The organism is Microbacterium sp. (assembly GCF_031179285.1).
GTDB lineage: Bacteria > Actinomycetota > Actinomycetes > Actinomycetales > Microbacteriaceae > Microbacterium.
The window spans coordinates 140,292-160,089 of sequence record NZ_JAPSHY010000002.1 but is presented as its reverse complement, the minus strand read 5'-3'; the positions used below and the strand labels follow the sequence as shown (position 1 = coordinate 160,089).

At 68.6% G+C, this 19,798-nt stretch carries 20 protein-coding genes and 1 tRNA gene; 7 read left to right on the top strand and 14 right to left on the bottom strand.

The window, feature by feature from the left end:
- Positions 1 to 41 precede the first annotated feature (41 nt).
- The 3 genes from RIN18_RS01960 to RIN18_RS01950 form a co-directional block, all read right to left on the bottom strand.
- Positions 42 to 1,424, bottom strand: a complete 1,383-nt coding sequence (locus RIN18_RS01960) for a PhoH family protein (RefSeq protein WP_309102253.1) — start codon at positions 1,422 to 1,424, stop codon at positions 42 to 44.
- 159 nt (positions 1,425 to 1,583) lie between these two features.
- Entirely contained in the window at positions 1,584 to 2,714 is a 1,131-nt protein-coding gene (locus RIN18_RS01955; protein WP_309102252.1) for an aminotransferase class V-fold PLP-dependent enzyme, read from the bottom strand.
- 63 nt (positions 2,715 to 2,777) lie between these two features.
- Positions 2,778 to 3,557 (bottom strand): isoprenyl transferase, encoded by a 780-nt coding sequence (locus RIN18_RS01950; protein ID WP_309102328.1) that lies wholly within the window; start codon positions 3,555 to 3,557, stop codon positions 2,778 to 2,780.
- Between the two features lie 144 nt (positions 3,558 to 3,701).
- Here RIN18_RS01950 and RIN18_RS01945 point away from each other — a divergent pair, with 144 nt between their 5' ends.
- Entirely contained in the window at positions 3,702 to 4,391 is a 690-nt protein-coding gene (locus RIN18_RS01945; protein WP_309102327.1) for a hemolysin III family protein, read from the top strand.
- Positions 4,392 to 4,396: 5 nt separating this feature from the next.
- Here the strand turns inward: RIN18_RS01945 and RIN18_RS01940 are convergent, their stop codons facing one another.
- On the bottom strand, positions 4,397 to 4,720 hold the full coding sequence (locus RIN18_RS01940; protein WP_309102251.1) for a hypothetical protein: 324 nt from the start codon (positions 4,718 to 4,720) through the stop codon (positions 4,397 to 4,399).
- A gap of 68 nt (positions 4,721 to 4,788) precedes the next feature.
- Between RIN18_RS01940 and RIN18_RS01935 the strand changes: the two genes are divergently transcribed.
- Positions 4,789 to 5,175 carry a DUF4307 domain-containing protein gene (locus tag RIN18_RS01935; protein ID WP_309102250.1) on the top strand — a complete coding sequence of 129 codons (387 nt, stop codon included), beginning with the start codon at positions 4,789 to 4,791 and terminating at the stop codon, positions 5,173 to 5,175.
- 98 nt (positions 5,176 to 5,273) lie between these two features.
- Positions 5,274 to 5,762, top strand: a complete 489-nt coding sequence (gene greA / locus RIN18_RS01930; RefSeq protein WP_309102249.1) for a transcription elongation factor GreA — start codon at positions 5,274 to 5,276, stop codon at positions 5,760 to 5,762.
- Positions 5,763 to 5,847: 85 nt separating this feature from the next.
- Here greA and ilvA read toward each other — a convergent pair whose 3' ends face one another.
- The gene (gene ilvA, locus RIN18_RS01925) at positions 5,848 to 7,077 is read right to left on the bottom strand and encodes a threonine ammonia-lyase (RefSeq protein WP_309102248.1); all 1,230 of its coding nucleotides are present in this window, start codon (positions 7,075 to 7,077) and stop codon (positions 5,848 to 5,850) included.
- Entirely contained in the window at positions 7,074 to 8,270 is a 1,197-nt protein-coding gene (locus tag RIN18_RS01920; protein ID WP_309102247.1) for an AI-2E family transporter, read from the bottom strand. Before RIN18_RS01920 ends, ilvA begins: the two co-directional genes overlap by 4 nt.
- An 89-nt stretch (positions 8,271 to 8,359) precedes the next feature.
- Here RIN18_RS01920 and RIN18_RS01915 point away from each other — a divergent pair, with 89 nt between their 5' ends.
- Together RIN18_RS01915 and RIN18_RS01910 are read left to right on the top strand one after the other, a co-directional pair.
- On the top strand, positions 8,360 to 9,622 hold the full coding sequence (locus tag RIN18_RS01915; protein ID WP_309102246.1) for a DNA glycosylase AlkZ-like family protein: 1,263 nt from the start codon (positions 8,360 to 8,362) through the stop codon (positions 9,620 to 9,622).
- Positions 9,619 to 10,527: a hypothetical protein gene (locus RIN18_RS01910; RefSeq protein WP_309102245.1), complete on the top strand. Its 909-nt coding sequence runs from the start codon at positions 9,619 to 9,621 to the stop codon at positions 10,525 to 10,527. The genes RIN18_RS01915 and RIN18_RS01910 overlap by 4 nt, the downstream gene beginning before the upstream one ends.
- Positions 10,528 to 10,569: 42 nt before the next feature.
- On the opposite strand, the gene RIN18_RS01905 is transcribed toward RIN18_RS01910, so the two are convergent.
- The 3 genes from RIN18_RS01905 to RIN18_RS01895 all read right to left on the bottom strand — a co-directional run bounded on the left by RIN18_RS01905 (position 10,570) and on the right by RIN18_RS01895 (position 13,806).
- The gene (locus RIN18_RS01905) at positions 10,570 to 11,136 is read right to left on the bottom strand and encodes a LemA family protein (RefSeq protein WP_309102244.1); all 567 of its coding nucleotides are present in this window, start codon (positions 11,134 to 11,136) and stop codon (positions 10,570 to 10,572) included.
- A gap of 91 nt (positions 11,137 to 11,227) precedes the next feature.
- A complete protein-coding gene (locus RIN18_RS01900; RefSeq protein WP_309102243.1) occupies positions 11,228 to 12,541 on the bottom strand; it encodes a D-arabinono-1,4-lactone oxidase in 1,314 nt (437 codons plus the stop codon).
- On the bottom strand, positions 12,538 to 13,806 hold the full coding sequence (locus RIN18_RS01895) for an amino acid deaminase/aldolase (protein ID WP_375163479.1): 1,269 nt from the start codon (positions 13,804 to 13,806) through the stop codon (positions 12,538 to 12,540). The genes RIN18_RS01900 and RIN18_RS01895 overlap by 4 nt, the downstream gene beginning before the upstream one ends.
- A gap of 82 nt (positions 13,807 to 13,888) precedes the next feature.
- Between RIN18_RS01895 and RIN18_RS01890 the strand changes: the two genes are divergently transcribed.
- Positions 13,889 to 13,961, top strand: a tRNA-Leu gene (locus RIN18_RS01890).
- A 125-nt stretch (positions 13,962 to 14,086) separates the two neighbouring features.
- Positions 14,087 to 14,362 carry a hypothetical protein gene (locus tag RIN18_RS01885; RefSeq protein WP_309102242.1) on the top strand — a complete coding sequence of 92 codons (276 nt, stop codon included), beginning with the start codon at positions 14,087 to 14,089 and terminating at the stop codon, positions 14,360 to 14,362.
- Positions 14,363 to 14,457: 95 nt separating this feature from the next.
- Here RIN18_RS01885 and RIN18_RS01880 read toward each other — a convergent pair whose 3' ends face one another.
- The 5 genes from RIN18_RS01880 to eno form a co-directional block, all read right to left on the bottom strand.
- On the bottom strand, positions 14,458 to 15,894 hold the full coding sequence (locus RIN18_RS01880) for an FAD-dependent oxidoreductase (RefSeq protein WP_309102241.1): 1,437 nt from the start codon (positions 15,892 to 15,894) through the stop codon (positions 14,458 to 14,460).
- Between the two features lie 38 nt (positions 15,895 to 15,932).
- Complete coding sequence (locus RIN18_RS01875; RefSeq protein WP_309102240.1) at positions 15,933 to 17,231, bottom strand: S8 family serine peptidase; 1,299 nt, start codon at positions 17,229 to 17,231, stop codon at positions 15,933 to 15,935.
- Positions 17,228 to 17,767 carry a DUF501 domain-containing protein gene (locus tag RIN18_RS01870; protein ID WP_309102239.1) on the bottom strand — a complete coding sequence of 180 codons (540 nt, stop codon included), beginning with the start codon at positions 17,765 to 17,767 and terminating at the stop codon, positions 17,228 to 17,230. Before RIN18_RS01870 ends, RIN18_RS01875 begins: the two co-directional genes overlap by 4 nt.
- A 58-nt stretch (positions 17,768 to 17,825) precedes the next feature.
- Positions 17,826 to 18,401 carry a septum formation initiator family protein gene (locus RIN18_RS01865; RefSeq protein ID WP_309102238.1) on the bottom strand — a complete coding sequence of 192 codons (576 nt, stop codon included), beginning with the start codon at positions 18,399 to 18,401 and terminating at the stop codon, positions 17,826 to 17,828.
- A 94-nt stretch (positions 18,402 to 18,495) separates the two neighbouring features.
- Positions 18,496 to 19,776 (bottom strand): phosphopyruvate hydratase, encoded by a 1,281-nt coding sequence (eno, locus tag RIN18_RS01860; protein ID WP_309102237.1) that lies wholly within the window; start codon positions 19,774 to 19,776, stop codon positions 18,496 to 18,498.
- Positions 19,777 to 19,798 lie beyond the last annotated feature (22 nt).

The window sequence follows — 19,798 nt, the reverse complement described above, 5'->3', positions numbered from 1 at the left end:
CGACAGCGGATGCCGTGAGTGCACGGCATCCGCTGTCGCGTTCAGCTGAGCTCTGCGCTCTCGAGCAGTTCGGTGACGAGCGCGGCGATCGCGGAACGCTCCGAGCGCATCAGGGTGACATGACCGAACAGGTCGTGTCCCTTCAGCGTCTCGATCACGCTCGCGATGCCGTCGTGGCGCCCGACGCGCAGGTTGTCGCGCTGACCCACGTCGTGCGTGAGGATCACCCGCGAGTTCTGCCCCATCCGGCTCAGGACCGTCAGCAGCACGTTGCGTTCCAGTGACTGCGCCTCGTCGACGATCACGAAGGCGTCGTGCAGGGAGCGGCCACGGATGTGCGTCAGCGGCAGCACCTCGAGGATGCCGCGCTCCACCACCTCTTCGACCACATTCCCGGAGACGACCGAACCGAGGGTGTCGAAGACCGCCTGGCCCCACGGCCCCATCTTCTCGTTCTGATCGCCGGGCAGGTAGCCGAGCTCCTGCCCGCCGACGGCGAAGAGCGGCCGGAAGACGATGATCTTCTTCTGCTGCTGACGCTCGAGCACCGCCTCGAGGCCCGCGCAAAGCGCCAGTGCCGACTTGCCGGTGCCCGCGCGACCGCCGAGCGAGACGATGCCGACCTCCTGATCGAGAAGCAGGTCGATCGCGATGCGCTGCTCCGCGGAGCGCCCGTGCATCCCGAAGATGTCGCGGTCGCCGCGCACCAGCCGGTACTCGCCGTCACCGGTGACGCGCCCGAGCGCCGAGCCTCGCTCGGAGTGGATGATCAGCCCGGTGTTCACCGGGAGCCCGCGGGCACTCTCACTGATCCCGACCTCGCTCTCGTAGAGGTCGCTGATGTCATCGCCGGAGAGGTCGAGGCTCGCGATCCCGGTCCAGCCCGAGTCGACCGCCTGCTCGGCGAGGTACTCCTCGGCGCGCAGTCCCAGCGACGCGGCCTTCACACGCATCGGCAGATCCTTCGAGACGATGGTCACTTCCTGCCCGTCCTGAGCGAGGTGCATGGCCACCGAGAGGATCCGGCTGTCGTTGTCGCTGAGGCGGATGCCGACGGGAAGCACCGACATGTCGGTGTTGCCGAGTTCGACACGCAGCGTGCCGCCCTCGCCGACCTCGACGGGGAAGTCGAGCCGGCCGTGCTCGATGCGCAGATCGTCGAGGTGGCGCAGCGCCTGCCGCGCGAAGTATCCGATCTCGGGATCGTGCCGTTTTCCCTCGAGCTCGGAGATGACCACCACCGGAAGCACGACCGAGTGCTCGGCGAACCGGAAGAACGCCTGCGGATCGCTCAGCAGCACGGACGTGTCGAGCACGTACGTGCGAAGATCCTGATCCGGATCCGCTGAGGACGCTCGCGGCGTCGACTTTCGGGTGGCCTGCTGCGCGGTGCTGGTGGACTGCTGCGCTGAACGTGTGGTCACGACCCACTCCCGACCCGGGAGAATTCCCGGCTATGAGAACGAGTCGACCAGGGGCCACGAGTCGCGATCCTGACGGCCGACTCGACCGGGCACCGTGCCCGATGCCTTGAAGGTACGACGAGCCGACGACATCTGCCGGTGACGACACGCCGCCGATTTCTACGCGCTGGTGAACGTCTCGTTACCAGCGGCCGCGATCGCGTCGTCGAGCATGCGCAGGGTCTCGTCATCGGTGCCCGCGTGGGGCGCGATCCGCAGGGTCTCACCCCGCGCCGTCACTACGATCCCGGCGTTCGCCAGGGCAGCCGCGAGGCGCGCCGGGTCGGCGGGCGCGAGCGCGACGATACCGGCGCGCGATTCGCGTTCGCGGGGCGAATGGACCGCGATGCCGTGACGATCGGCGATCTCGATCACCGTATCGACGCGCTCGGCGAGTCGAGCCTCGATGAGCGACACTTCCGCGCCCTGCACATCGCCGAGACCCACGGCCAGACGTGCCGCGGCGAGGTGATCGGGATAGCTCACCGTGTACGCCTGGGCGGATGCCGCCGGCACCGGCAGCGCGTCCACGAAGAGTCCCTCCGCCACGGTGCCGGTGATCCCGCTCAGTACCGGGGCGATCCGCTCGCGCGCACGAGAGGAGAACCACGCGAAACCGGTGCCCCGGCCCGTGCGGAGCCACTTGTAGCCGTGACCGACCACCACGTCCGCCGCGGAATAATCGTCTTCGATGACTCCGAAGGACTGCACCGCGTCGACGATCAACAGGCGATCGGGCCCCAGAACGTCGCGCAGGGCCGCGAGATCGGCGCGGTACCCGGTGCGGAAGTCGACATGGCTGACGGCGAGCGCGGTGACGTCGTCGTCGAGCGCCTCGGCCACCGCTTCCGGCGTCACCCGCAGATCGACGGGCGTGATCCAGCGTGGCGTGAGCGCCCCGGCCGATGCCTGGGCGGCACGCTCGAGGGTGAGGCTGACGCTGGGGAACTCGCCGGTCGACGCGATCACGTGACCGCCGAGCCCGTACAGCGCATGCATGAGCCCCTGCGTCGACGACGGCTGCAGCGCAACCTCCGCGGCATCCGCCCCGATGAGTCCGGCCACCAGCTCCTGCGCCTGGCCGATCCGCTCCGCCACGAGGGCGACCGATGACGGCCGGCCACTGCCGAGCAGGTCGGCGTCGGCGAACACCTCCTCGCGTACCGACGGCGCGAGCGGTCCGAACGCCGCCCAGTTCAGATAGCCGGGCTCACCGACGAAGGTCGCAAGGTATTCGTCGAAGGTACTCACTCAGCCATTGTGTCACGTGACCTTCGTCACCACCGGGGGCCCGCAGCGCGAAGAAAGCTCGATTCACCGGCCGAAACGACGGTCCCGGTCGGCGTAGTCCCTGATGGCGCGCAGGAAGTCCACTTCTCGCAGGTCAGGGCCGAGCGCCTCGACGAAATAGAACTCGCTGTGGGCGCTCTGCCAGAGGAGGAAGTCGCTGAGCCGCTGCTCGCCGCTGGTGCGGATGACGAGGTCGGGATCGGGCTGGCCGCCGGTGTACAGGTGCTCGCCGATCATCTCCGGTGTGAGGTGGGCGGCAAGATCCTCCAGCGTGCCGCCGGACGCCTCGTGCGCGGCGATGATGCTGCGTACCGCGTCGACGATCTCGTTGCGTCCGCCGTAGCCGACGGCGAGGTTCACATGCAGACCGGTGTGCGTGCGTGTGCGCTCCTCGGCGTCGGCGAGAACCCGTGCCAGCTCTGTCGGCAGGAGGTCTGCGCGCCCGACATGCTTGACGCGCCAGTTCTCCTCCTGCGAGAGCGCCTCGGCGAGCTCGGCGATGATCTCGATGAGGTCGGCCAGCTCGGCCGAGTCGCGCTTTCGCAGGTTGTCGCTCGAGAGGAGGTAGAGCGACACCACCCGCACCCCCAGTTCATCGCACCAGCCGAGGAACTCCCGCATCTTCGCAGCCCCCGCACGGTGCCCCTCTGCGGCGGTGTCATATCCGAGCTGCCGAGCCCAGCGACGATTGCCGTCGATCATCATCGCGACGTGATGCGGCACGGATGCCGGATCCAGATGGCGACGCAGCCGGCTGCTGTAGAGCCGGTAGAGCGGTCCTCGCCCCTGCCCGTCGCGTGAGATCACCTCACTACGGTATCGCGCCGCGCTGCGCGCATGCGGCACGGATGCTGGGGATAAGTGCGGTCAGGATCACGCCGCCCCACTTAGAGTGGGCACGTGAGCACTCCGTCGCCTTCGACCCCCGATCTGCCAGAACTGCCGCTCATGGCCGAGGCGCAGCACGACGCCTCCGTCGAGTTGAAACCGACGTGGCGCGGATGGATCCACGCCGGCGTGTTCCCGATCGCCCTCATCGCCGGTGTCGTGCTGATCCTGGTGGCAGACGGCGGCGCGGCGAAATGGTCGGCTGCGGTGTTCATGGCCACCTCCCTGCTCCTCTTCGGCAACTCGGCTCTCTACCACCGCTTCGACTGGGGGCCCAGGACGAGGATTGTGCTCAAGCGCATCGACCATGCGAACATCCTGCTGCTCATCGCCGGCACCTACACGCCGATCGCCACCCTGGCTCTGCCGCCGGGAAAAGGCACACTGCTGCTGACCGTGGTGTGGGCGGGAACGCTCGTGGGCATCCTGTTCCGCGTCTTCTGGATCAACGCGCCGCGCTGGCTCTACGTGGCGCTGTATCTGGCGCTGGGCTGGGCCGCCGTGATGTACATGGCCGACCTGCTCGCCGCCAACGTCGCGATGATGATGCTCGTCGTCGTCGGCGGGCTGCTGTACACCGGCGGCGCGATCGTCTACGCGATGAAGAAGCCCAACCCGTGGCCGGGCCGTTTCGGCTTCCATGAGATCTTCCACGTGTGCACGGTGCTGGCTTTCCTGTGCCATTGGTTCGCATGCCTGCTCATCGCGCTGGACCCGCTGTCGCCCTCGCTCGGGTTCCCCGGAGCCTGACGGCGTCAGGTGGTGCGGCTGTCGTCGCCCTCTGGCTTCGTCCGCGTCCCGGCATCCGGTGCGTCGTGGTCTGCGATCCCGGTCGTCGCGTCCTTCGGCGACGCCCCGCCCTCGGAACGCGCCGCCTGCTCGGCGTCTAGTTCGGCGCGCACCTCTTCGCGGTAGCGAACGCGACGGATGCGGCGATTCATGTCCCAGATGAGCAGGATCACAGCGATCAGCACGATCACGATCGCCGCGAAACCGACGAAACCGGGGGTGACGGCCTCCGGCGCGACCGTCATCGTCGGCGTCGGAATCGGAGTCTCCGTGCCTGTCAGAACGAGCATGAGTCCGCCTTTCCTGCGCAGGTCGCATAACCTGGAACCACAAGCCTAACGACCGGAAGCCCCAGCCTGTGACGACCCGAGAAGAGCTCGACGAACGCTACGGCCGAACGCGCCGGCGGCGAGCGCCGTGGATCATCGGGGGCGTCGTGGTCGTTCTCGCGGTCGCCGCCCTCGGGTGGTCGACCGTCAGCCAGTCGATGAACTCGGTCGATGCGGACGACCTCGGATTCGAGGTCATCGATGAGCACACGGTGAGCGTCGACTTCCAGGTGAGCGGTGTGCAGGGCAAGAGCGTCTTCTGTGCGGTCGAGGCCCTGGACGAGGAGTTCGGAGTGGTGGGCTGGAAGATCGTCGAGGTCCCTGTCGGTGACACTCACTCGCGCAGCATCTCCGAGACGGTTCCGACGGTCGCCGAAGCGACGACAGGTTTGGTGAACAGCTGCTGGGTCGCATAGGATCGGAGCAGACAAGACGACGCCCTGGCACCGTGCCAGGGCGTCTTGGCATATCCCCCCGCGAACGTCGGCGGGATTCCGAACGAAGGAGCTTCGTCATGTCCACCGACGCTCAGGTTCCCTTCCTCACGCAGGAAGCCTACGACCGACTGGTCGCCGAGCTGGAGCACCTCTCCACCGTCGGGCGCGATGAGATCGCCAAGCGCATCGAAGCGGCTCGCGAAGAGGGAGACCTCAAGGAGAACGGCGGCTACCATGCCGCGAAGGACGAGCAGGGCAAGCAGGAGGCCCGAATCCGCACCCTGCAGGAGCTGCTGAAGACCGCCAAGGTCGGCGAGGCGCCCGCCAGCCGCGGCATCGTCGAGCCGGGCACCGTCGTCACCGCCAACGTGGCGGGAGGCGAAGAGGTGTTCCTGCTCGGCAGCCGCGAGATCGCCGCAGGCAGCGATCTGGACGTGTACAGCGAGGCCAGCCCGCTCGGACAGGCGATCCTCGGACTCAAGGTCGGCGAGAAGTCGTCCTACGAAGCGCCCAACGGCCGCTCGATCGAGGTCGAGGTCGTCAAGGTCGAGACCTACACCGGCTGAGCCGCACCCGCATCCGCAGAACGCCCCCCAGCGTGGTGACACCGGGGGCGTTCTCGCGTCGGCGGCTTCTCGGAGAGGCAGAGCGTCAGTCGGGGACGATCATCGGCTCGAACCCGGCAGCCCGCAGCGTGTCGAGAGTGAACTCCGAGTGCTCAGGTCCTCGCGTCTCGACGCTGAGCTCGAGGATGACGTCGCTGATCTGCAGGCCGTGTCCGTGGCGGGTGTGCATGGCTTCCATGACGTTCGCTCCGGCGGCGGCGACGAGCTCCGACACCCGTGCGAGCTGACCGGGACGGTCGGGAAGGGGCACCCGGATCGTCAGGTAGCGACCGGATGCCGCAAGGCCATGCGACACCACGCGCTGCAGCAGCAGCGGATCGATGTTGCCCCCGGAGAGAACCGCCATCGTCGTCCCGCTCGCGGTGACCTTGCCTGCGAGGATCGCCGCGACGCCGGCTGCGCCGGCAGGCTCGGCGACGACCTTCGACTGCTCGAGCAGAATGAGGATGGCGCGGGCGAGATCGTCGTCGGAGACCGTCACCACCTCGTCGACGAGCTCCTTGATGATGTCGAACGGGATCAGTCCAGGTCTGGCGACCAGGATGCCGTCGGCGATCGTCGGCCGCGTCTCGATGTCGACCGGATATCCGGCCTCGAGCGACGGCGGCATCGCGGCGGCGTTCTCGGCCTGAACGCCGATGATCCGCACCGTGCGACCGAGCTCCGCCGCGCGAGCCTTGACGGCGGCGGCGACCCCGGCGATGAGCCCGCCCCCTCCGATGCCGAGCACGATCGTGTCGACGTCCGGAGCGTCTTCGAGCAGCTCGAGTCCGAGCGTCCCCTGTCCGATGACCACGTCGCGGTGGTCGAAAGGCGGGATGAGAACCGCCCCGGTGCGATCAGCGAACTCCGCCGCGAGACGCAGCGAGGTCGCGACGGTCTCCCCCTCCAGCACCACTTCCGCTCCGTACCCGCGCGTGGCCAGGAGCTTGGGGACGGGAACGCCCAGCGGCATGAAGATCGTCGCCGAGATGCCCAGCGCCTGGGCCGCCAACGCGACGCCCTGAGCGTGGTTTCCCGCGGAGGCGGCGACGACGCCGCGGCGGCGCTCGTCGGCGCTCAGGCGGGACAACCGGTAGGCCGCTCCGCGGATCTTGAAGGAGCCGGTGCGCTGGAGGTTCTCCATCTTCAGCAGCACCGGAGATCCGAGGATGTCCGACAGCGCCCTGGAGGGCAGGGTCGGCGTGTGCGAGATCACCCCAGCCAGACTCCGAGCAGCGTTCTCGAACTCCGCAAGGCTCGGGACTGCGCTCATCGATGCCTCCGTTGCCGCGGCCGCGGCACTGTACTCCAGATCAGATCGCCGTGCGGGACGGCGCCGGTGCGCCAGGACCCCGAGCTCAACGTCACGGCCGCGACGTTGACGAATGCTGCCAGCGGCACCGCGAACAGCGCACCGGGGATCCCGCCGATCATCGCGCCACCGGCGACGACGAGGACGACGGCGAGCGGGTGCACCTTGACGGCGGATCCCATCAGGATCGGCTGCAGGATGTGGCCCTCGAGCTGTTGCACACCGAGGACGACGACGAGCATCCACAGCGCGATCCACGGGCCGTTGTAGACGAGCGCGAGGAAGACCGCGATGGCGCCGGTGGCCACGGCTCCGACGATCGGGATGAACGAGCCGAGGAACACCAGTACTGCGACCGGCAGCGCCAGCGGCACCTGGAGCAGGAAGGCTCCGAGTCCGATGCCGATGGCGTCGATCGTGGCGACGAACAGCTGGGTCCTGGCGTAGTTGACGATCGTCTTCCAGCCGTTGCGCGCAGCGGCGTCGACGGCAGGGCGAGCGTTGCGGGGGAAGATCTTGACGGTCCACCGCCAGATTCCCGCGCCGTCGGCGAGCAGGCAGATGAGGATGAAGAGCGACAGCAGCGCGCCGGTGACCACGTGTCCGAGTGTCGAGCCCACCGCGAGCGCTCCGGACCACAGTGCCTGCCCCTGCTCCTGCAGGAGGTTCTGGGCCTGGACGATGTAGTCCGCGATCTGGTCCGCCGAGAGATGAAGGGGCCCCTCCCTCAGCCACGCCTGGAAGTCTGCGATCGCCTCGGTGGTGCTCGCCTGGACGTCGGGGAGCTCCATCCGGATCTGCCACACGACCAGCCACATGAGGCCGGTGACGATGGCCAGCGTGCCGATGATCGAGAGCGCGACGGCCAGCCAGCGCGGGAAGCCGGTGCGGAGCATCCATTCGAACGCCGGCCACAGCAGCGCGGTGATGAGGATGCCCACCATCAGCGGGATCACGAGGAGCTTGAGCAGGATCACCAGCCAGATGAACACTCCGACGGCGGCGGCCAGGAGCAGCAGTCGCCATGCGTAGCCGGCGCCGACGCGGAGTCCGAACGGGACGGCTTCGTCGACCTCGGTCGTCACCGTTCGCTCCGTCGACACCGGGCGCTGGCGAAAGATGTCTCTCAATCTCGGTCGCAGCTCGTCGCTCATCCGGTCAGTCTACGGCGGACGCGCGGCCCGGTTCGACGCGCGCGGCGGTCTCCACAGGGGATGTCGGCGACCGGCGATACGCTGACCATGTGACCGAGACCCTCAGCCCTGCTCAGGCGCGTCGCATCGCGCTGGCCGCCCAGGGGTTCACGAGATCGCGCCCGGCGTCCGTCACCGCGCGCCACGTGCACCGGGTGATGGAGCGCATGGGCGTCCTGCAGATCGACTCGGTCAACGTCTTCGCCCGCTCGCACTACCTTCCGCTGTTCTCGCGACTCGGCTCGTACGACCCGGCGCTGCTCGATCGCATCTTCCTCGCGCGCACGACGCACTACGTCGAGTATCTCGCTCATGAGGCGACGTTCATCCCGATCACCGACTGGCCGCTGTGGCGGTTCCGGATGGAGGACTTCCGCCGCCGCTGGTCGGCCGAGGATTCGTGGATGAGCAGCAACGAACGCACGCTGCGATGGGTGCACGACGAACTCCGTGCCCGCGGCCCCCTGCGACCGGCAGACATTCGGGCGGATGCGCCGCGCGAGCGCGGTACCTGGTGGGACTGGGACGAGGTCAAGCTCGCACTCGAGCACATGTGGCGCACCGGCGACGTCGCCGTCAGCGGGCGCCGCGGGTTCGAGCGCACATACGCCCTCGCCGAGCACGTCATCCCGGACGGCATCCGCTCGCGTGAGATCCCGCGCGACGAAGCGATCCACGAGCTCGTGCGCCGAGCGGCCCGCTCGTCCGGAGTCGCGACGCAGGCCGACCTCGCCGACTACTACCGGCTGCGCGACCGCCGAGCGGTGACCGCGGCGATCGCGGATCTCGTCGACGCAGGCGAACTGGTGCCGGTGAGCGTGCGCGGCTGGGAGAGGGCAGGCCGGCCCCTTCCCGCCTGGCGGCATCGCGAGGCGGTGCTCCCCCGCCGGGTGGATGCCGCGGCGGTGCTCACGCCTTTCGATCCGGTGGTGTGGTTCCGCGACCGGGCACTGCGCATCTTCGAGCTGGACTACCGGATCGAGATCTACGTGCCGGCGGCCAGGCGCCGTTACGGGTACTACTCGCTGCCGGTGCTCGTCGGCGATCGGATCGTGGCGCGCGTCGACCTCAAGGCCGATCGCGCCGCGTCGACTCTGCGCGTGCAATCGGCATGGTGGGAGCCACAGGCGCGCGTCGGCGACGCCGACGCCGTCGCCGTCGAGCTCGCCCTTGCTGCGAGCTGGCAGGGTCTCGCCGGCGTGTCGGTCTCCGGCTGGGGCGACGCCGCCGACGCCCTGCACGCCGCGTTGAACGCTCTCGGCGGAGCCGTGGTCGGCAGGCATGTTCATCCGCGCGAGAGCATCGGCACATGACGGTACGGCGCGCCTGGATCCTCGGTGGTGCGGTCGCACTCGTCCTGCTCCTCGCCGCGGGCGTGTGGACATGGCTCGCCGCAAGCAGACCGTCCACACCGGAACAGAGCGCCACCTCATTTCTTCGCGCTCTGGAATCGGGCGAGATCGGGGCGGTGGAGGCGACCGGGATCGCGGCACCGCAGAGCACCCTCGACGCCTTCGCCGGCGCCTCGGGCCTCATTGAGCAGGCAGAGGTCCAACGCATCGACGAGGACGGCGATCGCGCCACCGCGACCGTGTCGTTCCAGCTCGCCGGCGACGCGCACACCGCCTCGATCCTGCTTTCGCAGGCGGACGGTCGATGGGTCGTCGATGATTCGACGCTCGGGTCGGTGACCGCCACAACGACCATCGGCTCGTTCATCACCATCGGTGAAGCGGTCGTCGGGTCAGGCGAGGAGATCGCCCTGCTTCCCGCGACTTACGCCGTCGCGGCGGCGCCGACAGAGCTTCTCGCGGGAGAGGCGACGATCGTCGTGCTTCCCGGGGAGGCGACGCAGGCGGCGGTCGAAGCCCACGTGCGCGAGGAGGCGACCGCCGCAGCACAGGCCGAGCTCGACCGACACCTCGAGGCCTGCACCGCCCCGGTCACGGGTGAGAGCGCACCGGACGGTTGTGGGATCCGGATCCCCTGGGGTGCGGATCTCGCCTCGATCACCGGAATCCGATTCCGTATCGAGCAGCTGCCCGCGCTCGCGCTGGAAGGCGCGGGTTTCCATGCCGATGGCGGCATCCTCGTCGCGACCGTCAGCGGCACCGCTCGCGACGGAAGCGAGGAATCGTTCACCTACCGGACCGACACCTGGTCGGTGCGGGGGGATCTGGCGTTCACCGCCGACGGGCTGCAGCTGTCCGTCTGGTGACGCATCCACCGATGCGTCAGCGAGCGACCGGAACGGGTCGGGTCAGAACTGCACGCGGGGCGGCTCGGAGATGGCGCCGGCGTCGGCGACCTCGAAGAACTCCCGCTCGGTGAACCCGAGACCACGTGCGAAGAGATTGTTCGGGAAGACCTTGATCTTGGTGTTCAGCTCGCGAACGCCGCCGTTGTAGAACCGGCGGGCGGCCTGGACCTTGTCCTCGGTGTCGACCAGCGCCTGCTGCACCTGGAGGAAGTTCTGGCTCGCCTGCAGCTGGGGGTAGGCCTCCGCCACCGCGAACAGGCTGCGCAACGCCTGCTGCAGGTGCCCCTCGGCGACTCCCGCGGCTCCCGGTCCGTCGGCTGCCAGGGTTTCCGCGCGCGCGCGTGTGACGCTCTCGAACACGGCCTTCTCGTGCGACGCGTATCCCTTGACCGTCTCTATGAGGTTCGGGATGAGATCGGCTCTGCGCTTGAGCTGAACGGTGATGCCGCTCCAGGCCTCATCGACACGGACCTTCAGCTGCACCAGCGAGTTGTACGTCGCCCAGAGATAGATTCCGACGAGCAGAATCACTCCGACCACGATCAGTACCGGTACGAGCCACTCCATGCGGAGGCCACCCTTCCTCGAATTTCTCTCATCCTAGTCGCGCAGTCTGCGCGTCGACTGGGTAATGCGGGCGGCGCGGACGACGTGGATCTCAGACGCCGAGGACGCGCTCGAGATAACGGTTGCTGAACCGTCGTTCGGGGTCGAGGCGGTCCCGGAGTGCGACGAAGTCGTCGAAACGGGGATAGCGTTCGCGCAACTGCTGGGCTGTGAGGGTATGGAGTTTCCCCCAGTGCGGCCGGCCACCGTGCTCGAGCATGATGCGCTCGACGGCTTCGAAGTACTCCGTCGGGTCTGCGCGCCAGTATCGATGCACGGCGATGTACCCGGTCGGGCGTCCGTGTGCGGTGGAAAGCCACAGGTCATCCTGCGCGACGAAACGCACCTCGACAGGGAACTCGATGCGCCAGCCGCGCCGGGCGATCGACGCCTTCACCTCGCGGAACGCGACGACGACGTTCTCGGCAGGCAGGGCGTACTCCATCTCGCGAAAACGCACGGTGCGACTCTGCGTCAGCACACGATGCGAAAGATCGGTGTACTCGCGGTCGCCGGTGAGCCTCACCGCCAGCCGGTTGAACGGCGCGGTGATCGCGGGTGCCACGCGACCGGCTGCGCAGGCGATGCGGTAGACCCCGTTGGCGAGCAGCGTCTCATCGACCCATCGGCCGACGACGGGCAAGGGATGCCGAACCGCGGATTCCGGCAGCCGGCTCTGACGCTTCGTCAACGCGACGTCGGTGTGGGGGAACCAGTAGAACTCGAAATGATCGGATGCCGCCACGCGGTCGTCGAGGCTCGCCAGAACGTCCTCCAGCGGCGCCGGCTCGTCGACGGCGTGCATGACGAACGAGGGAACGCACTGAAGCGTCACATCGACGATGACGCCCAATGCACCGAGGCCGAGGGCCACCGCGGGCAGCAGTTCGGCGTTCTCCTGCTCGTCGACGCGCAGGAACTCCCCCGCGGCGGTGATGAGGGTGACGCCGACGACCTGTGTCGCGAGCCCGCCGAACCGTGATCCCGTCCCATGCGTGCCCGTCGAGACGGCGCCGGAGATCGACTGCCGGTCGATGTCGCCCAGGTTCTCCATGGCGAGACCATGGCGGGCGAGAAGTCGGGGGATGCGGTGAAGTCGGGTGCCGGCGAGGAAGGTGACCCGTCCAGTGTCCGAATCGGCCTTCACGACGCCCTGCAGGTCGTCGAGTTCGAGGAGCACACCGGGAGCGACGGCGATCCCGGTGAAGCTGTGTCCGGAGCCGACGGCCTTCACGCTCAGCCCCTGGGCCGCTGCCGCCTGCACGGCCCGCTGCACCCCCTCCGGCGTGCGAGGACGTTCGACGCGGATGGGTCTGACCTCGGCCGTCCGCGCCCAGTTCTGCCAGGTTCCGCCGATCCGCGTCATAGGAAGGCCTTCCCTTCGCCACGGTACGTCGGCAGTTCGTCGACGACGTCACCGCCCGAGACGAGGTGGTAGGCATCGATCCGTTCCGCCGGTTCCCCGCTCTTGGCATGCCGGAACCAGACGCGATCACCGACAGCGAGGTGCTCGGCCGCCCGCCCGCGCAGCGGAGTCTGCACTTCGCCGGCGGCCTCGCGCGGCAGCGTGCCCAGGCCCTGCGGCCACACCGGAAGCGGTTGACGCGAGGCCGCAGCGGGACCTGAGGCGATCCATCCCCCTCCGAGCACCGTGACGATGTCGCGGGCCGGGCGACGAACCACATCGAACGCGAAAGCCGAGGCCGGCGCCGGCTGAAAAGAGCGGTAGCCGTCGAACAGGTGCCCGCCCAGCAGGCCGCTGCCGGCCGTCGCCTCGGTGAGCGACTCATCGCTTCCGGTGAACTCCAGCGACCCGGTCCCTCCGCCGTTGAGGAACTCCAGCGGGGTGATGTCCGTGAGCGCTGCGGCGATCGCCGCTCGCCGCTCTCTCAGCTCATTCCTCGAACGCGACTGCACCAGCCGGATCAGCGCCGCGTCTCTGCCGGCATCGTCCGGCTGGCCGGCGAGCTGCGCCTCGTACAGCTGCAGACCGACGAGCCGGAATCCGGGCCGCCGGACGATCTCGCGCGCGAATCCGGCGACCTCGCCGGCGGAGTACAGCGCCGATCGACGAACGCCGACATGGCCGAGTGCCGCCGAACGCCATGACGCGTCGACATCGATCGCGACCCTGACCTCGTGCCGCCGATGAGCGGCCGCCACACTGTCCACCAGGTCGAGCTGGCTGACGTCATCGATCATCAGTGTGATGCGCCGTGCTGCTGTCTCGGAATCGAGCAGCCGCGCGATCCCCGCCCGGTCCGCGGTCGGATAGCCGAGGACGATGTCGTCGTGCGTCTCGGCGAGCCAGAGCGCTTCTGCGAGCGTGAATGCGAGGATTCCTCGGAACCCGGGCAGTTTGAGCACGGCATCCAGGACCGCACGCACGCGCACCGACTTGGAGGCGACGCGTATCGGGAGCCCGCCGGAGCGCACCAGCAGGTCCATCGCGTTGTATCGCAGCGCCTCACGATCGATCACGGCGACGGGAGCCGTCAGATGAGCCGTGGCCTCGGTGAGCCGCGGCCAGTACCTCGCCGGGTCCTGCCAGGCAGGAGCGATCGAGCTGTCCACGCGGGCAGACCTGCTCGTGGCTTTCGATGAGCCCAGTTCAGCGGTGAGGTCGAGCACTCCCCCACCCTACGACCTGGCCCGGGTGGAGGTCGGCTCGCACCACGCCGCCGCGACGCCGCCGCTAGGCTGACGAGCAGATGCCCCCGTAGCCCAATGGCAGAGGCAGGCGACTTAAAATCGCTTCAGTCTGGGTTCGAGTCCCAGCGGGGGCACCCTCACGTCTAATAGCAGATCGGGAGCGGCGCGCGCAAGACCCCCTCCGCGGATTTGAACCGGTTACTCAGTCGCTGTCAGAGTGTTGATCAGGCAGCAATGCCGGGAGCGGAAAGGAAAGACTATGACACTCATCAGCCCTACTCAGACGCTCACCCCCACCGAGGCGGTTCGGCCGGTCTGGACAGAGGCGGACACCGATCTCTGGGTCGCGGACGCCGGCGGAATCTTCGGCGGCTCCGTCGATCTCGACGCTGACGGCTATGTCGCACGCGATCCGTTCGGCCGGGAGCGGGGTACCTTCGCCACCCTCGCCGACGCGAAGCGCACCCTGGAGGCGTTCCTCGCGCACCCCGCGATGTCGCGGTATCTGCGCGGATCGGCGCCGTCCGCCGTGTGACGCTCGCTCATCGATGCCTCACAGCATCCGGGCGGCGTGAAACGCAGAACGCCCCGGCCTCATCGCAGAGGACCGGGGCGTTCTTGTGCGTGCGACTACTTGGCGGCGGCCGTCTCGGGCTTCTTCTCGGCAGCCGGCGTGTTCTCGTCGGCCCGCTTGCCTGCGTCGCGTGGCTTGGCCGGTGGCGTGATCGCGGGTGCCGTCTCGGCCGCCGCACGCGGACGAGCGGCGAACTCCTCGAACACGTAGCGCGGGTTCTGCACCGCTTCGAGGTTCACGAGGTCGCGACCGAGCCACAGGTTGTGCCACCAGCCCCAGAGCACACGCCACTTGCGCTCCCACGTCGGCATCGCGAGACCGTGATATCCGCGGTGCGCCACCCAGGCGACGAAGCCCTTGAGCGCGATCTTGCCGGACTGGAACACACCGTTGTAGAGGCCGAGACCCGCCACGGCGCCGAGGTTTTTGTGGAAGTACTCCCGGGGCTGTTCACCGCGCAGAACTGCGACGAGGTTCTTCGCGAGGAGCTTGGCCTGCCGCACCGCGTGCTGCGCGTTGGGCACGCAGTATCCGCCGACGCCGCCGCCGGAGAGGTCGGGAACGGCGGAGACATCGCCGGCCGCCCAGGCGCCTTCGACGAACTCCTCGGCGGTGCCGACGCGCAGATCAGCGCGTGTCTGGATGCGACCGCGCTCCTCGATGGGAAGATCTCCGCCGCGGACGACGGTCGGGTTCGCCATGACACCGGCGGTCCAGATGATCAGATCCGTCGGGATGACCTCACCCGTGGAGAGCTCGACATTGCCGTCGGTGGCGCCGGTGACCTGCGTGTCGAGGTGCACGTACGCGCCCCGCTTCGCGAGGTCCTTCAGCACCCACTCGCTGGTCTTCAGCGAAACCTCGGGCATGATGCGACCCATCGCCTCGATGAGGTGGAAATGCGTGTCGTCGAAGGTCAGCTGCGGGTACTTCGACACCAGCGACGAGGCGAGCGAGCGCAGCTCGGCGAAGACCTCGATACCGGCGAAGCCACCGCCGACGACGACGACGGAGAGGAGCCGGTCCCGCTCGGGGCCGGCCGGCAGCGACGCCGCTTTGTCGAAGTTCGACATCAGGCGATCGCGGATCGCGACGGCCTCCTCGATGGTCTTCAGACCGATGGCGTTGTCGGCGATGCCCGGGATCGGGAAGGTGCGCGAGACGGCACCCGCGGTCACGACGATCTGGTCGTACGCGAACTCATACGGCTCCCCCACGGGCGGGGTGATCGTGGCCACGCGGTTCGCGTGGTCGATGTTCGTGACCTTCGCCGTCACGACATGCGTCCGCTTGAGGTGGCGCCGATGCGCCACGACCGAGTGACGCGCCTCGATGGAGCCTGCCGCGACCTCGGGAAGGAAGGGCTGATACGTCATATAGGGCAGCGGGTCGACCATGGTCACGTCGGCTTCGCCCTTGCGCAGGTGCTTCTCGAGCTTCCACGCCGAGTAGAAACCCGCGTAGCCTCCACCGACGATCAGAATCTTGGGCACAGTGCTGTTCTGAGGCACAGGGGGACAACTCCTCGGAGTCAGGATTTTGGCGTACGAATGACGCGCGCCGATCGGATGCGCCGGGCAGCTGCGGTGACGCCAAGCCCCACCAGGATACCAGGGACTGTGACCGCGATGAGCGGGAGGGTACCGTAACGCAGTGACTCGGCGCTGGGAAGCAGCGGAGAACCGGGCTCGGTCGGCCCTTCCGCGGCCGGCAGCGGGGGAACGCTCACCGGCGTGATCTCGGGCACCGGCTGCGGGACGGTTTCAGCGCGCCGATGAAGGCGGATCCACTCGGCGAGGTCGCCCATCGGGTTCTCGTCGACGGTGGGGACGTTCGCCGTGACGGCCGAGGCGGCGTCCAGCAGCCCGAATCCGTAGAGCGGATCACGCGGCTTCGTCGCCCCATCCACGGGGATCGCGGTCTTGATGATGCGATTGATGACGTTCGCGGCATCGAGGTCGGGGTGGGCCGATCGCACCAGCGCGGCGACGCCCGCGACGATGGGAGCGGCGCCGCTGGTGCCGCGCCACGAGGCGATCTTGCCGTCCGCCGAGACGCCGAGCAGACCTTCGCTCGGCGCGGATATGCCGATGGTGATGCCCTGCGTCGAGGCCTCGACGCTCGCCGTCCCGGTCTGGTCGACACCGCCGACGGTGAGTACTCCGGGGATCGTCGCGGGTGCACCGATGATGCTTGTGCCGCTGCCCCGATTGCCGGCGGCCACCACGACCACCACGTCCCGCTCGAAGGCATAGAGGAACGCGTCGTCCCAGCTCCTGTCCCAGTCGAGCGTGTTCGTCGTGAACGACAGGTTGATGACGTCAGCGCCGTTGTCGACGGCCCACTTCATCGCCTTGGCCACCTGCTCGGTGAACGGAACCGCGGCGGCCGCGCCGAAGCCCACCGAGATCGACAGCAGGTTCGCTTCGGGCGCCACGCCGATCATCCCGGTGCCGTCCGGGGCTCCCCGACCCGCCGCGAGCGAGGCGACCCATGATCCGTGATCCCCGTCGACGGCACCGAGCGGCGTACGGCCGTCGGGGGTGCCGCTGCCGGAGACATCCGTGCCGCCGATGACGGCCTCGCCGAAGGTCTGCGGCACCTTGCCGATCCCGGTGTCGATCACGGCGATGGTCACTCCCTCGCCCCGCGTCGTCTGCCACGCTTCGCGGATGCGCGCACCGTCGAGCCAGTACTCGGCAGCCCGCACCGGGTCTGCGGGGTCGTCGGCGACCGGAGGCGGAGTGGCCGCCACGCCCAGAAGCAGGGCGGATGCCGCGACGGTCGCCAGGGCGACGGTCGCGCGGAGCAGCTGCGCGCCTCTCGTCATGCGGTGCTGTCTTCGGCAGGGCGAATCGCGGCGCCGGGGTCGTCGCATCGGCAGAGCTGAGGTGACCACGCCGAGCGGGAGAGCGCCTCATCGCCGATCGGATTGACGCCGGGGCCCGCGGCGAGCGCATGCCCCGCGAGAGCATGCAGGCACTTCACGCGCGTCGGCATCCCCCCGGCGGAGATGCCGTCGATCTCGGAGACGTCGCCGAACTGCGCCCGGTCGGCGAGGTATGCCCGGTGCGCCGCCTCGTAGGCTGCCGCCGTCTCCTCATCCTCGAGGAGGCCGGTGAGCTCTGGCATGACCTGCGTCGCCTCGAGGGTCGACATCGCGGCCGTCGCCGCCGGGTGCGTCAGGTAGTAGAACGTCGGGAACGGGGTTCCGTCCGGCAGACGAGGCGTGGTGGCGACGACCGTGGGATTGCCGCAGACGCATCGCGCGGCGATGCCGACCACTCCGCGGGCCTCTCGCCCGAGCTGCGACGACACCACGGCGAGATCGGCAGGCGTGGGGAGGGGGAATGGCGGCGTGGTCACCGTTCCAGCGTACGGGAGGCCGCCGGGAGGATGCTCGGAGCGGTCGCGCGGCTGTCGGTCAGGGCGCGACCGCGGCCGTCTCGGCGAGTCCGGCCGAGGTGAGTGTGCGAAGGAGCTGTGGCATCCAGTCAGCCGGCTTCTCCTCGAGGGTGTCGCTGACGGGAGCCTGCTCCTGCGGAAGGGCGGCCGGATCGAGGTCATTGTCGATCAGGTAGACCACTTCCCCGGGTTTGACATAGTAGAGCCGCTCTCGCGCCTGGGTGGTGATGTAGGCCGGGTCCTGCCACCGTTCCCGCTCCTGCTTCAGGGAGGCGATCTCTTCCTCACTCACCCGGATGGAAGCTTCGAGGGCGGCGATCTTCTGCCGCTGGTCGATGAACGTGCCGAGCGTCGGCACCAGGACCCACGCGCCGAGCACGACGAGCGACAGCATGATCACGGAGAATGCGGACAGGCGGATGCCGGAAGCCCACTCCCTGACGTCGACGGTCGGTGCTTTCGCTCCGCGTGATGCTCCGCCGGGAGCGGCGCCGGCCTTGCGACGGGAGCCGCCTTTCGAGCCTCGACTCGCGACGACGCTCGATGCGGGCGGCACCTTCGAGGACGACGAAGGAGGAGCCGGTCGACGTGCCACGACTCCTCCTTCGTTCGGCCGCTTTCGGTGGCGGCGAGCTTCATCCGTTCTCGTCGGCGTCGTTCAGTCGCCGACGCTCGGGTGCCGGTTGTCCTCAGCCCTGGTAGCGGGGGAACGCCGAACGGCCGGCGAAGACCGCTGCGTCTCCCAGCTCCTCCTCGATGCGAAGCAGCTGGTTGTACTTCGCGACGCGCTCGCTGCGGGCGGGAGCGCCGGCCTTGATCTGGCCGGAGTTGGTGGCGACCACCAGGTCGGCGATGGTGGTGTCCTCGGTCTCACCCGAACGGTGCGAGAGCATGGCCGTGTATCCGGAGCGCTGCGCGAGGCTGACGGCGTCGAGCGTCTCGGACAGGGTCCCGATCTGATTGACCTTCACCAGGAGCGAGTTGGCGACGCCGCGCTTGATGCCATCGGCCAGACGCTCCGGGTTGGTGACGAACAGGTCGTCGCCGACGAGCTGGACCTTCGACCCGAGGGCGTCCGTCAGCAGCTTCCAGTTGTCCCAGTCGTCTTCGGCGAGCGCGTCCTCGATCGTGACGATCGGGAAGTCGTTGACGAGGCCGACGTAGTACTCGGTGAGAGCTGCCGCGTCGAAGTCCTTGTTGTCGAGGCGGTAGACGCCGTCCTTGAAGAACTCGGTCGCCGCGACGTCGAGGCCCAGCGCGATATCGGTGCCCGGCGTGAACCCGGCCTTCTCGATCGCACGCACCAGGAACTCCAGGCCCTCTCGGTTGCTGGGCAGGTCAGGGGCGAAGCCGCCCTCATCACCCAGACCGGTGGCGTAGCCGGCCGCCTTCAGTTCGGCTTTGAGCACGTGGTAGGTCTCCACACCCCAGCGCAGTGCCTCGGAGTAGGTCTCGGCGCCGATCGGCGCGAGGAAGAACTCCTGCATGTCGATGCCGTTGTCGGCGTGCTCGCCGCCGTTGATGACGTTGAACAGCGGAACGGGCAGGAGGTGCGCGTTCGGGCCCCCGAGGTAGCGGAACAGCGGCAGATCCGCGGAGTCGGCCGCGGCCTTCGCCACGGCCAAGCTCACGCCGAGGATGGCGTTGGCGCCGACGCGCTTCTTGTTCTCGGTGCCGTCGACCTCGATGAGGATCTCGTCGATGACGCGCTGCTCGCTCGCGTCGACGCCCTCGATCGCGGGGCCGAGCTCGTCGATGACCGCTTCCACGGCCTTGAGGACGCCCTTGCCGCCGTAGCGGCTCTTGTCGCCGTCGCGCAGCTCGTACGCCTCGAAGGCGCCGGTGGATGCACCGGAGGGAACGGCGGCGCGCTGCACGATGCCGTCATCGAGGAGCACTTCCACCTCCACGGTCGGGTTACCGCGCGAGTCCAGAATCTCGCGTGCGCCTACAGCCTCGATCAGTGCCACGAATGTGCTCCTTGCTCAGGGA

Bases quoted from the DNA above. Each gene is read 5' to 3' on its own strand.
- RIN18_RS01945 (WP_309102327.1), top strand. From the start codon at position 3,702: ATGGCCGAGGCGCAGCACGACGCCTCCGTCGAGTTGAAACCGACGTGG.
- RIN18_RS01940 (WP_309102251.1), bottom strand. From the start codon at position 4,720: ATGCTCGTTCTGACAGGCACGGAGACTCCGATTCCGACGCCGACGATG.
- greA (WP_309102249.1), top strand. From the start codon at position 5,274: ATGTCCACCGACGCTCAGGTTCCCTTCCTCACGCAGGAAGCCTACGAC.
- ilvA (WP_309102248.1), bottom strand. From the start codon at position 7,077: ATGAGCGCAGTCCCGAGCCTTGCGGAGTTCGAGAACGCTGCTCGGAGT.
- RIN18_RS01920 (WP_309102247.1), bottom strand. From the start codon at position 8,270: ATGAGCGACGAGCTGCGACCGAGATTGAGAGACATCTTTCGCCAGCGC.
- RIN18_RS01910 (WP_309102245.1), top strand. From the start codon at position 9,619: ATGACGGTACGGCGCGCCTGGATCCTCGGTGGTGCGGTCGCACTCGTC.
- RIN18_RS01905 (WP_309102244.1), bottom strand. From the start codon at position 11,136: ATGGAGTGGCTCGTACCGGTACTGATCGTGGTCGGAGTGATTCTGCTC.
- RIN18_RS01900 (WP_309102243.1), bottom strand. From the start codon at position 12,541: ATGACGCGGATCGGCGGAACCTGGCAGAACTGGGCGCGGACGGCCGAG.
- RIN18_RS01885 (WP_309102242.1), top strand. From the start codon at position 14,087: ATGACACTCATCAGCCCTACTCAGACGCTCACCCCCACCGAGGCGGTT.
- RIN18_RS01875 (WP_309102240.1), bottom strand. From the start codon at position 17,231: ATGACGAGAGGCGCGCAGCTGCTCCGCGCGACCGTCGCCCTGGCGACC.